This window comes from Chryseobacterium sp. CH25, from assembly GCF_004119455.1.
GTDB lineage: Bacteria > Bacteroidota > Bacteroidia > Flavobacteriales > Weeksellaceae > Chryseobacterium.
Genome location: NZ_NRQT01000007.1, coordinates 1 through 16,269, shown reverse-complemented (window position 1 = coordinate 16,269; position 16,269 = coordinate 1). Strand labels below are relative to the sequence as shown.

General features: G+C 35.5%; 12 protein-coding genes and 2 pseudogenes. 5 read left to right on the top strand and 9 right to left on the bottom strand.

Annotated elements, in window-relative coordinates; translation table 11 throughout:
* Positions 1-72: 72 nt before the first annotated feature.
* The 8 genes and pseudogenes from BOQ64_RS16165 to BOQ64_RS16130 form a co-directional block, all read right to left on the bottom strand.
* Entirely contained in the window at positions 73-2,511 is a 2,439-nt protein-coding gene (locus BOQ64_RS16165) for a TonB-dependent receptor plug domain-containing protein (protein ID WP_129058795.1), read from the bottom strand.
* A gap of 162 nt (positions 2,512-2,673) precedes the next feature.
* Positions 2,674-3,831, bottom strand: a complete 1,158-nt coding sequence (locus BOQ64_RS16160) for a pyridoxal phosphate-dependent aminotransferase (protein WP_129058794.1) — start codon at positions 3,829-3,831, stop codon at positions 2,674-2,676.
* A gap of 2 nt (positions 3,832-3,833) precedes the next feature.
* Positions 3,834-4,910, bottom strand: coding sequence for an FAD-dependent monooxygenase (locus tag BOQ64_RS16155; RefSeq protein WP_129058793.1), 1,077 nt, complete (start codon positions 4,908-4,910; stop codon positions 3,834-3,836).
* A gap of 249 nt (positions 4,911-5,159) precedes the next feature.
* A pseudogene (locus BOQ64_RS16150) lies at positions 5,160-6,535 on the bottom strand (tryptophanase).
* 92 nt (positions 6,536-6,627) lie between these two features.
* Positions 6,628-7,245 (bottom strand): DUF502 domain-containing protein, encoded by a 618-nt coding sequence (locus tag BOQ64_RS16145; RefSeq protein WP_129058792.1) that lies wholly within the window; start codon positions 7,243-7,245, stop codon positions 6,628-6,630.
* Positions 7,246-7,270: 25 nt separating this feature from the next.
* The gene (locus tag BOQ64_RS16140; RefSeq protein ID WP_129058791.1) at positions 7,271-7,849 is read right to left on the bottom strand and encodes a tRNA-(ms[2]io[6]A)-hydroxylase; all 579 of its coding nucleotides are present in this window, start codon (positions 7,847-7,849) and stop codon (positions 7,271-7,273) included.
* 146 nt (positions 7,850-7,995) lie between these two features.
* Positions 7,996-9,089 (bottom strand): annotated as a pseudogene (locus BOQ64_RS16135) (acyltransferase family protein).
* A 120-nt stretch (positions 9,090-9,209) separates the two neighbouring features.
* Complete coding sequence (locus tag BOQ64_RS16130; RefSeq protein ID WP_129058790.1) at positions 9,210-10,097, bottom strand: metalloprotease; 888 nt, start codon at positions 10,095-10,097, stop codon at positions 9,210-9,212.
* A 183-nt stretch (positions 10,098-10,280) separates the two neighbouring features.
* Between BOQ64_RS16130 and rplU the strand changes: the two genes are divergently transcribed.
* The 5 genes from rplU to BOQ64_RS23145 all read left to right on the top strand — a co-directional run bounded on the left by rplU (position 10,281) and on the right by BOQ64_RS23145 (position 12,093).
* On the top strand, positions 10,281-10,856 hold the full coding sequence (gene rplU, locus BOQ64_RS16125) for a 50S ribosomal protein L21 (protein WP_129058789.1): 576 nt from the start codon (positions 10,281-10,283) through the stop codon (positions 10,854-10,856).
* A 12-nt stretch (positions 10,857-10,868) separates the two neighbouring features.
* On the top strand, positions 10,869-11,126 hold the full coding sequence (gene rpmA / locus BOQ64_RS16120) for a 50S ribosomal protein L27 (protein WP_027372929.1): 258 nt from the start codon (positions 10,869-10,871) through the stop codon (positions 11,124-11,126).
* Positions 11,127-11,318: 192 nt separating this feature from the next.
* The gene (locus tag BOQ64_RS24905; protein WP_129058788.1) at positions 11,319-11,483 is read left to right on the top strand and encodes a bacteriocin-like protein; all 165 of its coding nucleotides are present in this window, start codon (positions 11,319-11,321) and stop codon (positions 11,481-11,483) included.
* Between the two features lie 35 nt (positions 11,484-11,518).
* On the top strand, positions 11,519-11,677 hold the full coding sequence (locus tag BOQ64_RS24900; RefSeq protein ID WP_410494481.1) for a bacteriocin-like protein: 159 nt from the start codon (positions 11,519-11,521) through the stop codon (positions 11,675-11,677).
* Positions 11,678-11,925: 248 nt separating this feature from the next.
* Positions 11,926-12,093 carry a bacteriocin-like protein gene (locus BOQ64_RS23145; RefSeq protein WP_164975823.1) on the top strand — a complete coding sequence of 56 codons (168 nt, stop codon included), beginning with the start codon at positions 11,926-11,928 and terminating at the stop codon, positions 12,091-12,093.
* A 257-nt stretch (positions 12,094-12,350) separates the two neighbouring features.
* Here BOQ64_RS23145 and BOQ64_RS16110 read toward each other — a convergent pair whose 3' ends face one another.
* Entirely contained in the window at positions 12,351-14,885 is a 2,535-nt protein-coding gene (locus BOQ64_RS16110) for a DUF5686 family protein (protein WP_228448422.1), read from the bottom strand.
* Between the last annotated feature and the right edge of the window lie 1,384 nt (positions 14,886-16,269).

Below are 16,269 nucleotides of genomic sequence, written 5' to 3'. Positions count from 1 at the left end.
AAATTCTCACCTCTGATTAAAGGAATTTTAAATGATTGTATGGTAGCTAGGAGCTTCCAGCTTCCGACCTTATTAAAACTTAAAATTAAGTCTGGCAAAAACCTGTCTTCCTGCAAATCCCATCTGTACCGGATCAAAAATTCCCCCGGCTTCTGTATTTCCTTCACTTACCTGTGTTTTTTGTAAGGTTGGATATCTGTTGAAGATATTTTTGCTTCCCAAAGTAAAGTTGAGGTTGTTTGAAATCTCATATCCAAAAGAGATATCTGTTGTTACTTTAGGATTGTAAACCTGCTCTGCATCATCATATCCAATTAAGGTAACCTTATCAAACCTTACCAGCTGAAGATTTGCATTGAACTTTTTGATTTTATAGTTGAGGTTGAGGTTAATCTTGGTTTTAGGAGCGGAAGCAAGGATAAAGGCTCTTTCTCTGAGACTTAAATAGACATCTTCTTTACCTTGTAATTTGGGTGAAGTATTAACTTTGGTAATTTCCATATCATTATAGTTTCCGGCTAATGTTGCCGTTAATTTTCCTGAGCCTAAATTTTCGCTGTAACTTAAAATAACATCAATCCCTTTAGTCTTGGTATCAATGGCATTGGAAAAGAATTGAGCCTGGTCAATATAAGGATAGTCAGCCTGAACATCGGTAGGAAGGTCGTCTCTAGAAAAGTTTCCTGTCAGAACAATTCTGTTTTTTACTCTGATATAGTATCCATCAATTGTTGCAGTGAATTTCCCTGTGTTAAAAGTAAATCCAGCGCTTCCGTTTACAGAAGTCTCCTGTTTTAGCTGTTCAATACCCAGTCTGTTGGCGAGATCGCTGTCATTTGAAGCCAGCTGAATGGTAACCAATTTACCGCCCTGGAAGTTCGTGAACTGCTGGCTGTAATACTTCTGTGCAAGAGAAGGGGCTCTGAATCCTGTAGAGACAGATCCACGGAATGCAAATTGTGGAGTAAAGGCATATCGGGTGGCAAACTTACCGTTTAAAGTGCTTCCGAAATCATTGTAATTCTCGAATCTTCCGGCTATACTGATCATCCAGTTTTTAGTAATGTCCAGTTCTGTATCTACATAAGCTGCAAAATTGTTCCTGTTTTTACCAATGTCTGTAGAATAGCCAGGGAATCCCTGCGAACCTCCCGGTCTTATATTGTCATTTGGATCAGCAAGAGGGTTGGTCACCAGTAAATTATCTGGAGTATTAGGGGTTACAGGATTTCCATTGATGTCATACATTGTATAGGAAGCTTCTTCACCTTTAATGATATTGAATTTTTCATATCTGAATTCGGACCCAAAGGCAATATTCAATCCCTCAAGGACCTTAAACTGTCTTACAGCATTAAAGCCTGTTGTATTTTGTAGCAATGAATGCCCACCTGCATAAAATTGAGTCGGAGATTTAGGTCCTAAAGTTGCGTTAACCGTATTGGTAATATCATAAGTGAACCGGTTATTTCCAAACGCATTATAAAAGTCTACATCCCAATTGGCTACTTTGAATTTTAAACCGTTATCAAAGGTAAAATCAGTGATGCTGGTATCTTCAATAGGATCAAACCCCATCGGATAGATTTCAGGGATATTACCATTGGCTTCAGGGGTTCTTGTCCATGCATAAGCTTTGGTATTTCTGTGTGAGAAGCCCTGGCGGGAATAAAACTTCAGCCCATCGGTTAATGGAAGTTCAATATTTCCGAAGAAATAAACATTTTGAGCCTTAGCATCTCCGAAACGTTGTCTTGGTGCATTGTACAGATCAGGATTTGCATTTCTGATGGCGTAATCCTTGTTGACAAATTCTGCAGTGAAATTTCCGAAACCACCTTTATTTCCAATCTTTGTTCCCAGATTTCCACTGAAATCAAACGTAATTCCATCTACCTTATGATCTGAAACCACATCCTTATCTCCCGGACTTTTAAAAAGGTTCATTCCATAGAAAGCATTCCCTTCAAAACCTTTGTCACGGTCATTAAGGATAACATTGATTACCCCGGCAATAGCATCCGAACCATATTGAGCCGAAGCTCCGTCACGAAGTACTTCTACACGTTTAATGGCTCCAATAGGAATTGTATTCATATCGTATCCGGTATTTCCTCTTCCTTTGGTTCCAAAAAGGTTAATCAATGAAGATTGATGATATCTTTTTCCGTTAAGGAGCAAAAGAGTCTGATCCGGGCCGAGCCCTCTTAAGGTAGCCGGGTCTACTGCATCAGCTCCATCAGATCCTGATTGTTTGTTAGAATTAAAGGAAGGAGCAGAAAACTGCAGTAGCTGATTCACTTCCACCTGCCCCGTAGACTGGCTTACCTGTTTGATATCTATAACATCAATGGGAACGGGGGTATTAATAACGGTTCTTTTCTTGTTCCGGCTTCCGGTAATGGCAACCTCGTCTATTTTTGATTCTTTTGCCAGCGTATCTTTTATCTGCTGAGCGTAAGACAGAGAAGATGCTGTGAGAAAAATGACGCTTATGTATTTTATCTTCATATTGATAATTTTGAGTGATGGATAACTCAAAATTATCAATATTTATTTTTAAATCAATACTTAAATTAAATATTTGTTATGAATGTCTTAATTTAATATTGTTTATCTCAAATGAAAGTAAAATAATAGTTAAAATATTTAATTTAACGAAAAATTTTAATCTTAAAAGCTGTTAATGATTCTTTTAAGTCCTTCTTCAAGAATTTCCTGTGAAGTAGAGAAGCATATTCTGATGTGTCCCTCAGCTCCTTTTCCAAACCACCTTTCTGAACCGGGAACAATCGCTACTTTTCCGTGTTGCAGAACATGTTGGGCAAATTGGTCGCTTGACATTCCATTTTCAATCTTCGGAAATAATACAAAAGTAGCTTCAGGAAGATTAGGTGTTACAAGCCCTGATCCGTTCAGAAGCTGAAAGGCCAGATCCCTGTTTTGCTGTAGATGATTTAAAAATTCTCTGTACCAAGGTTTCGCTTTTTCCAGTGCCACACTTCCAGCAATTTGTGATAGAGTGGAAACACCTTCTATAGTAGAATTGAAATTGGATTTCTCTGTAAAATCTTCTAAGATTTCCTGATCGTTACATAGAACAGCGCCAATTCTTAGTCCAGCAATTCCAAAAGACTTCGAAAATCCATAAACCGTAAAACTTTTTCTTTTGGCTTCTTCAGATACCGATGAATAAGTATAGAAATCTCTGTTATCATAAATAATATCACTCCAAATCTCATCACTCATTACCCATAAATCATGAGCTGAAGCAATCTCGGAAACCTTTTTTAAAACCTCTTTGGAATATACTTTACCAAGCGGATTATGCGGATTACAGATACTGATCAGTTTTGTCTTGGGATTGATTAAAGAAACCAATTTTTCAAAATCAATCTCTCCGGTTTGAGTATTTACAGGGCATAGTTTCACTGCTCCACCAGCCGTTTCTACAGATTTCTTAAATAAAAAATCTACAGGATCCAGAATGATCGCTTCATCACCAGGTTTTAAAACATATTTGGCGATCAGAAACATTCCCTGTGCGGCACTGTTAACGGCCAGAACGTTTTCAGATGAAAAACTTCCATGCTTTTCCTGATTAAAATGATCTGCAACACTTTTCTTAAATTCAGGAAGCCCAGAGAATGGGCCGTAGCTCAGATAACCGTCTTTTATGTATTCTATGATTCCCTGCTCTATTTCAGGAGCGGTTCTAAAGTCAGGGTCGGCAGCTGTTAAAGGGATAATTCCCTCTTCCAGTGTTGCCCATCTTCCGTTATAGGCTTTTCTTTTTAGAGCTTCAAAATTGATATCGTTATTGGTAAACATATTTATTTATAGGATATGGGTAAAATATTGTCTGTCTGTTGGTCTGTCGGGAGAAGGAATTGATTCAATAATATTCTTCCATTATTGATATGGGTTTCAATCTCAGGCTTTCTTTCTGCTTCATATTTTTGAAAAGCTTCTGAAAAAGTTTGTTCCTCAACTAGATATTTCGTCAGTGTATAGGAGTCTTTTAATGCTGAGGTGACTCCCTGGCTTGTAAAAGGAATGAGCGGATGTGCTGCATCGCCTATAAATGCTATATTGTCTTTGTAAAAAGGGTTAAGTTCTTCCAGCTCATAAACACACCATAAATGTACATGTTCATAACTTGATTTTTGGATAATTGAAGGAACCAAGGGGTACCAGTCTGCAAAAACATCAAGCATATATTTCTTCAGGTTGTCTGACGTGCACTCGTTGATTTTATATTTTTCATTGTCAAACTGAGAATACCAAAGAATAGTATCGTGAGAAAGTTTGAGAATTCCAAAAGTAAGTCCGCCCTGATCATGATGGAATTTTATGAAATCATTTTCAATAGAAGCTGCTATTTCTTCATTCTGAATAATGTTTACAACCTCATTTTCCTGTACCTGTCTCATTTTTTCATCCTTGAAAAGAGATCTTCTGATGCGGCTTTTAGAACCATCCGAAACAATAATTACGTCAGCTTCTATATCTGTTCCGTCAGAGTGTTTCGGTTTTCCTTTTTCTATATCAGAAGAAATTATAGCTGTATTATATGATATTTTTTCAGAAGATATATTTCCGGACAAAAGTTGAATGAGTGCCTGCCTGGAAATAGCAAATACATTGTTGAGGTCCTTTTCTGCAAGTTTTTTTCCTGTATGGGAGTATTGGATATATTTTTTCAGAAAACTTCCGTGTTCAAAAAGGAGAGCTGTATCTATGATTTGGGTAAGATACTCAATGCCTTCCTGCGGAATAAGAAATCCATGGCCTGCCAGATCTTCCTTTTTCCTTCTTTCGTAAATGTGGTAATCAATATTGTGTTTTTCGAGATAATTCGCCATGCTTAAGCCGGAAATACCAGCGCCCACGACAGCAATTTTGTTCATGTTCGGAATAATGGTTTTTTTCAGGTTGGTGTTTAAATACTTTTCGGTCTGTTTTTTTGTGAGTACAAAAGTAAATTAAAATCATTCATTATTTTTAAAAAATAAATTAATTTGATTCTTGATTTTTGAAAAATAAAACGAAAAGCATAAGAAATATAATAGGATGAAGGCGATGTTTTGAGAGAAATATCTGATTTATTAATAAACTGCATAAAAAAACCGGAAATGAATTCCGGTTTTGTTGTTATTTTATGCTTTTTCAAGCTGTACTGTAAAATGTCTTAATATTTCCGGTTCCCAGGTAATTTTATATCCTTTTGCGATTTCTTCGCGTCTTTCATATACATTCTTTATAGCTGCAGCAATATAATCCATATGATTGTTGGTATATGTTCTTCTAGGGATTGCAAGGCGTACCAGTTCCAGTTTTGGATAGCGGTTTTGTCTTGTTTCCGGATCTCTGTCTGCCAGTAAAGTGCCGATCTCTACAGTTCTGATCCCTGCTTCCTTATAAATTTCAAGACCTAGAGTCTGTGCAGGATATTCCTCACGGGTAACATTAGGAAGGAAATTTAAAGAATCAATGAATACAGCATGCCCTCCAATGGGTTTCTGTACCGGAATTCCGTATTCAATTAATTTATTTCCAAGATATTCTACCTGAGAAATCCTGCTTTCCAGATAAGCAAATTCTGTAGCTTCATCAAGACCTACAGCTAATGCAGCCATATCTCTTCCGGCCATTCCACCATAGGTAATGAATCCTTCATAGATAATTGTAAAATTAGAAGCTTTTCTAAAGACTTCTTCATTATTTAAGGCGATAAAACCACCGATATTTACTAATCCATCTTTTTTAGAACTCATTGTCATTCCGTCACCATAAGAGAAAATTTCTTTGCAGATCTCTTTGATGGTTCTGTTTTCCTGGCCCTGCTCTCTTTTCTTAATAAAATAAGCATTCTCTGCAAACCTTGCAGAATCAAAGAATACAGGAATTCCATATTGATCAGAAAGGGCTTTTACAGCTTTCATGTTTTCCAGAGAAACAGGCTGTCCTCCAGAAGAATTACAGGTAATGGTAATCAGACAGAAAGGGATGTTTTCTTTAGGATGACTTTTATAAATTGCTTCCAGCTTTTCAAGGTTGATATTCCCCTTGAAAGGATGTGGATTATTAATATCAAAAGCTTCATCAATGGTACAGTCTATGGCATGAGCCTTTCTAAACTCGATGTGTCCCTTTGTAGTATCGAAATGCGAATTTCCGGGAACTACATTTCCTTCCTTCACCAATACGGAAAAAAGTACATTTTCAGCAGCTCTTCCCTGGTGAGTAGGTAACAGATATTTGAATCCGGTAATTTTTTCAACACTGTTCTGCAGTTGTTCAAAAGAACGTGAACCTGCATAGCTTTCGTCTCCGGTCATCAATGCTCCCCATTGTCTGTCAGACATGGCACCGGTTCCGGAATCGGTTAAAGATCGATAAAAACTTGTGAAGATTTTAAATTGAAGAGATTATAATTAGCTTCTTTAAGCCATTGTTCTCTTTCAGCTCTTGTGGATTGGTAGATTTCTTCCACCATTTTAATGCGGAAAGGTTCCGCGTACGGTAAATTCATGGGTTGGTATGTTTTTAAATTGTGTGTAAAAGAAAAATCTGTTTGAAAATAATTTTCAAATTCATCAATGTACATCTAAAGTGGAACAGGAGTTATTCCGGAGCTTTAAATATATTTTCATCAGAATGGAATCCGGCTACACCGCCGCTTACCGCAAACTTCATAGCAGAAGCTGCAGTCATACCCACTACAGGTTTGATGTTTTTTTCTTCAGTAACAATTACCCAGCCCGAAATTGCATAGGAATGGGGTAAATATACCGCAACGTAATTATGCTTGTCAACGTCCGACATTTCTTTTTGGGTTAAAAAACCAATTCTCCAGATCTCCGGATTTTCATTGGTTTTTACCCATACAGGATCGTTGAATTTTTTCTTGTCGCCCACAAATGAGGACATAACGTCCTTGGTAGGAGTATAAATATGCTTTACTCCAGGTGTTTTTTCCAGTAAGCTGTCCATAGTGTCGAAAAAGAATCTTCCCACTACAAACTTATTACCCAGATAACCCAAAATAGCCGTAAGTAATATAATTGAAACGAAAACAAGCCCCGGAATCTGTTTGGCAAGTGAAGGGACAAGGTTGTCTATTGCACTTACAATATACCAGATTACAAAAATTGTCAGTCCTATTGGTCCAATAATAACCAGTCCCTGAAAAAAATTCTTCAGGAATAGATTGGCAATATTTTCAAAGCTTGGCTTCTTCAAGGTTTCTTCTTTACTGTTTTATATTTTATCCGTGGATAGTTTCTTTATTTCCGTAAGATTTAATGATACTGGCTTCATATTCTAACCATGCATCCCATCTTTCATTTACTTTTTCTGGATCTCCAAGCTGTCTTGCAAATCCAATGAAGGTTGTATAATGGTTTGCTTCAGAAATCATAAGTTCTTTATAGAAGACTTTAAGTTCTTCATCTTTGATGTTTTCAGTAAGAACCTTGAATCTTTCACAACTTCTTGCTTCAATCATCGCAGCAAAAAGCATTTTGTCTACAATAAGATCTTCTCTGCTTCCCTGGATGATAAATTTGGACAGTTCGTTCACATAATCATCTTTTCTTGCTCTTCCAAACTTATAACCTCTCTTTTTAATGATCTCATGAACCTGGTTAAAATGATCCAGTTCTTCCTGGGCAATAGCTAGAAGTTCTGTAACAATCTCCGGATATTCAGGAAGCATAGTGATTAAACCAATGGCATTGGTGGCTGCTTTTTGCTCACACCAGGCATGGTCTGTTAAAATTTCTTCGATGTTTCCTTCTGCAATGTTTGCCCACCTTGGATCGGTTGGGAGTTTCAACTTAAACATGTTTTAAAATTTTTGTAAATTTAATATAAATTAGAGATATTTAATGCTTCTTGATAGATAGAATTTGCTTTCTGTTGGGTTTTATGTAATCAGTAGACTGTAATCATTTATAAATACTGTACTTTCCAGGATATATTATAAGATAATCAGTCTTTAATAGCTGTTTTATTTCTTAAGAACTCAAGAATATTCCATCCTAATGCATCTACTTTTTTCAATCCTGCTGAAATAGCAAATGCTAAAGCAATATTAATGACGTAAATGATAACCATTAAAATCCACCATGGCATGTTTTCTTTCAATGGAACTACCAGAAAATAAACTAAGGATGAGCTTATTCCCTGTGCAAAATAGAAGAAAATAGCATTTTTACCAATATAAGTAATGAAATTTTCCTTGGTTATTTTTAATCTGTTGTAAAGAACAAATAATGTAACCAGTGAGAACTGTGCCCAAATGATATAAGGAATCTGTGGTGGGAATTTATTTTTATTGATTTTATAGAAGATTTCATTTCCGTAATACCAAAACATCCATGCTAATGCTAAGGCTACAAGTGAGTATAGTACAGGAATAATTTTGGTTGGGATTTTTTTCCACGCATTCTGTTTCCGATTAAGAATACTGCCATATAAAAGGCTACGTAGCCTACCTGTCCTGTTGGATAATATTCCGGGAAGATGTTGAATAATAATGTTAATCCAATACAAAGTCCAATGAACCAATTGATATGTCTTGGGAAAAACCTTAGTATTAATACTCCAAGAACGGTAAGAATATAATAGACTTTTAAATACCAGAAGCTTCCCATAACAACAGGAAATGTATCAGCATTGGTGTACTGATGAAGGTACCAGTTGCCTAAGTTTTGCCATTGAGGCATGATGGAAATACTGGTGGTGGAATATTTTGATCCAAATGTTGAGTAAAAGCTTTGCAGCCACTCTAATGAAAAGAAGGTGAGTCCAAATACTTTAAAGAAATAGTCTAAGAAAAACAGAAAAGTTACAAAGATCATGTAAGTAATCTGCAGTTTGAGTAATCTGTAAAAAGTCTTTTCAATATTAGCTCCGGAAGTGATTCCACTTAAAGCATAAAATAAGGCAACATCAAAAACAAGAGAAAAGACTCTTACTTCTGCAGGAATATAAAATTGTCCTGACCAGAAAGCCGTATGGATAAAGATAATGGATAGGGTAGCCAGTCCTTTGGCGAAGTCAATATAGAGATCTCTGTTCATTATTATTGGATATGGGGTCAAAAGTAAATAAACTTCTGTTATTTTTCAAGACAAATAAAAAGAGGCAGAACCTGTAATCGTCTGCCTCCTTTCTTAAATATGCTAAAAATGAATGTTTCTTTATTGAAGATGCTTAAATTCTTCTGCTGAAATTTCTCCAGACTGAATTTTTCTCAGCTCATCTATATATTGGCTCATGTAAGCGTCGATTTCCGGGTTTACAGTGTTTTTAGCCATTTTGTAAGTTCCGTTAAGAACTCCCTGATAATAATAGAAGAAGTTGTAATCGAAATTGGACGCATTAAGATCATACTGCCCTAAAAGGAAACCTAAACGAACTGCTGATCTTCTTTGTGCAGGTGTTCCATGGTGTCCAGGATCTGATGTTTGATAATCTCCGATGCTTTGTGCAAATTCATAAGCTGCAGCAATTTCAGAGAAATTGGTTTTGTTATAACCATTTGGTCTTCTTAAATAATATCCTGCAAACCCATCAGCTTCAAGCTCATTAGGTCTTGCTGTATTTTCGTTTACTGAAGGAAGTCCAAATATATATTGTAATTGGTGTCCATATTCATGAGCAAGAATCATTGCATTCACAATATCTCCGCCTTTTGCTTTTGCATCATAATAGATAGCATACCCATAATAGATTTTTCCTGTAGAGTAGGAAATAGCATTGTAGGTTGAATTGAAATTGGATGGATCGTTTACAAATCTCAGAGTAGGATTACTTCTTCCCCATAAACTCGCAATTTTAGTCATTTGGGCATTCATAAAATTGGTGTCTGTGGAGTTCTGAAGTCCGGTCATTAAAACAGAGCTTGAGCTCCAGTAGTTGTCCACATAAGAGCAACTTTTTTCAGTAACTCCTGGTTGTTCAATTTTTGCACTAAGGCTTTCCTGTTGAGGAAGAACAGTCTCTTCCATTTTGTCATCACTACATGCTGTCAGGAATGTTGCAGCAATGGCGCCTGCAATTAAGCAGAGATTAAAGTTTCTTTTCATATAATTATTTAGTTGGTAAAACGAAGGTAAGAAATTATCTTTTATGTATGAGCACTTTAGTAGTAAAAATTATTCAAAACATAGTGAATATAATTTTTAAATAAAAAACATTGCTTTGATTGTAAGGTGTTTAGAATTTTATTTGTATATTTGCACCTCGAAATAACTAAAAATTTATAAACAATGTTTGCAATTGTAGAAATAGCAGGGCTTCAATACAAAGTTGAGCAAGACCAGAAGTTGTTTGTGAACCGTTTAAAAGGAGACAAAGGAGGAAAAGTTTCTTTCGATAAAGTTCTTCTTACTGTAAACGGAGCAATCACTGTAGGCGCCCCAGCTGTAAGCGGTATCACTGTGGAGGCAGAGATCCTAGACCATGTTAAAGCTGATAAAGTAATCGTTTTCAAAAAGAAAAGAAGAAAAGGTTACAAAGTGAAAAACGGTCACAGACAATCTTTAACTCAAATCGTAATCACTGGTATTACAGGATTTGAAGGAGGAGCTAAAAAAGCTGCTAAAAAAGAAACTGTAAAGTCTGAGGTTCTTTCTGACAACGCAACTGTTAACTTTAGCGAAGATCACGAGTTGAACTATCACTTAAAGAAAAACAACTTGTCTCAGTCTAAAGAGAACAGAGAAACTTTAATTACTTTAGGTAAAGCAGTTAAAGTTGAATTAGAAAAGAATATTCTTACTCATGAAGAAGTTGATGCTGCTATCATTAAGAATATTGATCAATTTAAAGCACTTAACAAATAATCCAGTAATAAAATGGCACACAAGAAAGGAGTCGGTAGTTCCAAGAACGGTAGAGAGTCTCACTCTAAAAGATTAGGTGTGAAGATTTTCGGAGGACAAGCTGCTATTGCAGGAAATATTATTGTTAGACAAAGAGGTACTCAACACCACCCAGGTGATAATGTTGGTATCGGTAAAGACCACACTTTGTTTGCATTAGTAGACGGTAAAGTAGTTTTCAGAAAGAAAGCAAACAACAGATCTTTCGTATCTGTAGAACCAAACGCATAATTTTAAGCGTTTTATAAAAATTAAAGCCTCAGCAAAATGCTGAGGCTTTTTTGTTTTTATACCCAAAAGTTAATTTTTTATAAATATTCTATAGAAAGTGAAATATTTTTATATTTGTTGTAATTCAAATAACAAATCAGTTGCGGAAGCCGAAAAGCATATAGAGTAGGCAACACATTAAAACTAAATAATATGAAAAATCTAAAAAAATTAACAAAAAGACAGTTGAAAACAATTGCTGGGGGAGAGACATGTCCAATTCCTGCTTCATGGTGCAGCGAATGGTGTGGATGGTCGGCCTGGCAAAAAGCTCATTGTGCCAAAGCAGTTATAGATGAAATGCCATGTAATTGCTAATTTGTGATGTATGATCTATAAATTAAAATATATCTATGAAAAATTTTAAAAGGCTTACAAAAAGAAGTTTGAAAAGTATTAACGGGGGAGCTATTTATTGTCCTCCTATAACGGATACATGTGTTGAATGGTGTGGGTGGACCCCATGGCAAAAGTCACATTGTTTGCTTGGAGAACTTTGTGATCCCTGTTAACAGACAGATAAAATATAAATATAAAAAACCACTGTTTTTTTGAAGCTGTGGTTTTTATATTTTAAGGTATCGCTACTAATATCTGGATATAAGATGATTGATTTTTTTATTACACTTTATATCCAGATAATTTTATAAATATTCCTTATTTTGTGAAATATTTATATATTTGCTAATTGTCAAACAATTAATCAACTGCATAAGCCGGAAAGTATTTAAAGAAGGCTATGAATTAAAACTAAATAACTATGAAAAATTTGAAAAAGCTAACAAAAAGAAATCTGAAAGAAATTAATGGTGGAGCAGGTACATGCCCTCCTGTAGCAAGTTCTTGTAATGCATGGTGCAAATGGACTGCATGGCAGAAGCTACATTGCCCAAGTAATATTTTTGAAGAGCCTTGTGAGTGTATTTAATACAAATTGTTCTTTGTCAATATGAGCAATCATAAAAGAATAACAAAGAATCAGTTTGAAATCAGATGTTGAGAGAACTGGGTTAATTTTGCCTTGCTCCTGTCAGGAATTAGGTGATTGCCTGCAGAACAAAAAACGCACTGTCTGAATATGTTGCTGGAACCATGCGGTTGCCAGACTTATTAAAATTATATTGTTTAAAATAGATTAGGGCGGCTTCAAAGAAGCCGCCCTAATTTTATATATTATTTTGTTGTTTAAAATCCTACCTGAAGTCCGGCTTTAACACCAAATTTTGAAATACCGGGTCTGTCTAGATAATTTCCTCTCCAGTTGAAATCTACCCTGAAAAGTCTGAGGTTTCCAATACCAATATTCTCAATTCCGAATCCATATTCATAATAAATATGATCGCTTGGAGCTGAATATTTAAATCCTTCGACATTAATTGCTTTAGATGCTTCGCTCAAAGTTCCATACGCCGCTCTGATAAAAGCAACCTCTCTAAATTTTAGCTTCTTAATTAAAGGGATATAAGACAGTATTTTACCGTTGAAGTGGTGTTCCAGGTGAAGGGTAGTATAAGCATCTGCTACAAACTCGTAATAATTAAGCTGTGAGAATGTATTCTGAGCCAAACCATAAGAAAGGTTAGCCGGAATAATATTCTGTAAAGCCAAAGGAACAGTATTGAAGTTTTTTCCCGCTTCAAAATTAACAATAGTTTTCCCTAATGTCCCGATCAAAAACGGTTTGTATAACATAAACTGTAGCTTGTCATAGTTGAAATCAGCATTAAATAATCCTTCAATACCTCTGGTGTATCTTAAAACAATAGTCGGGGCCAGGTTTTTTGCCTGGTATCGGTCAATTCCGGTTTGAGAAAACCTTGCACCTGGTTTTGCAATTAAACTGATGGTAACATGAGAGTCATTTACCGTTTTTCTTAATTGTCCATCCGGCTGATAGTACATAAGATTGAATTTCTCCGGAATGGCAGACTTAATACTCTGCATAACTCCGTCAACTCTTATCTGTACGTTTTTCCATGGTTCAATAGCTGCGAAAACACTTGTCTGGTTCACAGAACTTAAAGAAATGTTCTCCCCTCTTGCAAAAAAAGTACTGGAAGATAAAGAACGTGAGGCCACACCATCACCGGATGTAAGCTGCCCACCAAGCTGAACAATATCTCTGCTGGTTCCGGCACCAATCATAAATCGGTTAAGTCTGTTGAACATATACCGTGCTTCTGCACCATATTTTACCTGGTGATCTTTAAATCCATAGGCTGTATAGAACTGTACTCTCCAAGGGTCATTTAATCCAAAGTAGGTTCTTGCCCCCAATCTTATTCTGTCTCCTTCTACCTCATTTCTTCCGTATACAGAGAAAATAGGACCAAAATCCACTCCTTTAAAAGCATTATAATAACGGGAACCAAGAGTTTCAAACAACTTCACCATTCGGTTAAACTTCGGAGTCTGCTGAAGCTGATCCAACATTTTGTATACCCCCTGCTCAGATTTAGATAAAGTATCAGGTCTTGCCTTTGTCCAATAAGCATCATCTTTATCAGTGAACTTATCCTCATATTCCTCTTCTGTACGTTTAAAAACTTTAGGATCCAGAGGAATATTGAATTCGTAATTAGAATAATCAACAGATTTTTTTGCAATAATGCTTTTTGATCCTTTCTTTTTTGAAAAAGGACTCATTTCAACTTCAGTAATTAATTTCTTTGGAAGGAATGTTGTTTCATCCGGATTGTCATACTCCAATTGAGTATACACACTGTTGACGAAGTTAACATTGATTTTTTGTGTTGATCTTAAAGTAGCTCCCAGAACAGCATAAGTATCCGTATCTATATAAAGGTTTCCCTGAAATGCCAGTACATCCTTACGTTTAGGCTGATATCTTATTTGAAATGCCTTCTCTCCACGAATAGAAATAGTATCTACAAGGTTATAGTCATAAGTAGCGAATCCATCTGTTCCTGCAGGGCTCTGAAAACCAATATCAAAATAATTTAAAGTATTATCGTAAATATTGATATCCCTGTAAAGATTCTTTGCGGAAACAGTAATTACTTGGTTGTCCTGGAAACCAGAGGTCTTTTGAGCAACCAGAGTTCTTTTGCTGTCTTTGGAAGGTTTGTTTTTACCATAGTTTTCATAAACTGCTTCATTAAGGAAAACAGGAAGTCCAAGTCTTCCGCTGGCAGTAGAATCTGCATAATCAAAAATAAAATCCAGCTTATTGAAGATTTTCTTCTTCATGAAGGCGCTGTCTATATTATTAAGATCAAATTGAGTCTTTTCGTATTCCTTATATGAATAGGTATCAAATTTTTCCAGACCATTATTTCTTTTCTGAGCCCATACTTTTTGCATAATCGCATAAGCAGGGTTTTCCTTTTTGCTTTTGTATTTAGGCTTTCCAACCTGTATCACTACTTCCTGAATATTGCTCACCTTAGCCTGGGAAAGCTGAACAAAAATATTCTCCGCATTATCAGGAGTAATTTCAATAGTTTCTGTAGTATAATTCTTTCGTGTAAATCTCAGTCTTTGGATAATACTGTCAGACTGAACACTGAAGGTTCCTGAGGTAGTGGTAAGAGATGGAGCTTTATTATCATTGATAAAAATATCAACTTTACTCACTTCCTTGTTATTTTTGGCATCAACAATCTTTCCGCTGGCCCTGTTTTGAGCATGTGCAAAGCTGGTAATGGTCAGGAAAATAAATAAAAAATAGTGTTTTTTAGAGGTCTTGTTTAACATCATTCGTTTCTTCAGGCAATTAGCATAAACAAAAAGTATGCAGTTTTTTAAAAAAAATATAAAAAAATAAAATATTCTTACACTTCTATGTAAAACGGCAAATTTAACAAAAATAGTACAACCATTTAAGAAAAAATAAATACGGTCTTTATTGCCTTAATAGATAAGGATCAATTAATTAATGATAATGTAAAAAGTCACGCTTTTTATGATTTATATTCACTCAAATCCTGTTTTTTAACATATGCTAGAATAGAAAGTCTTCAAAGACTCAAGCAAAAAAATGAATTCTTTCAAATTTGAAAATTACCTTTTCATGCTCTTTATTTAAACATTAGCCATAATATGTTTTTTTAGAATAGAATCTAGAATTTATAAAGCAACCATCCTGTTTATATTAATTTTTTTATTGCTGAGTGTACATTTGCGGGAAGTACAGGATATTGATAACGCTTCTTCTTATCTTATTTTGGCCTCTAAAAATGTTCAGGAGCTTCATCCCGCTATCCACTCATACTCCTCACGCCTTTGCTCCCCACCGCTCCAACCTTCAAACTCTCCAACTCTTGCTGCGGGGTAACCGTTTCTATCGGGGCTAGGGTAGGGGACCAGAATTATAAATGATGAGCAATGAGTAATAGGTAATAGGTAATAGGTAATAGGTAATAGGTAATAGGGTGGAGTTAATTAATGGCATTAACAATTATCCCTAAGGAACGACCTCCATCATTCCCCTCCTCTGGAGGGGTGTCAAAAATTCTTTGAATTTTTGACGGGGTGGTAATCTCCTGGCATCAACCATTTCTATTCATCTCATCTATATTCATCTGTGTAAATCTGTGCCATCTGTGGGAAAATAAAAAACTTCCCTTTAATCATTTTTATAATCTATTCTAGAATCTTTCATAATAATCCTTCTACTTATATATTATATAGTCTCTTTATTTCCCATCACTCTCTCTACGCAATCTTTGTCATCCTGTAAGGATCTGAACAATGCTATACTCTATCATTATGATCCAACAGATAGAAGCCCACTCAAATTAAAAAGTCACCCTCCCTTGGCTTTAGCCAAAACTTATTTCAAATTTAATTTTAAAACGTAGATCATGTATTATATATAATGTGTAGCTTTCATTACTCATTACTCATTACTCATTACTCATTACTCATATATAATAGGTGTCCCATTTTCCATCAATTTCCATCTTTTCCCACCAAGATCCCCATTCTCCAAACAAATGTTTAAAATTTTTCTCACATGTTCTCAGTTTGTTAAGCGTAAAATGTTACTCAAAAATGAATTTTATGTTAAATAAACTTGCGAGGGATGTAAGAAGTCTCTATCTTTGCCCCACTGAAAAACGAAAGAGATTCAGTAAGCGCA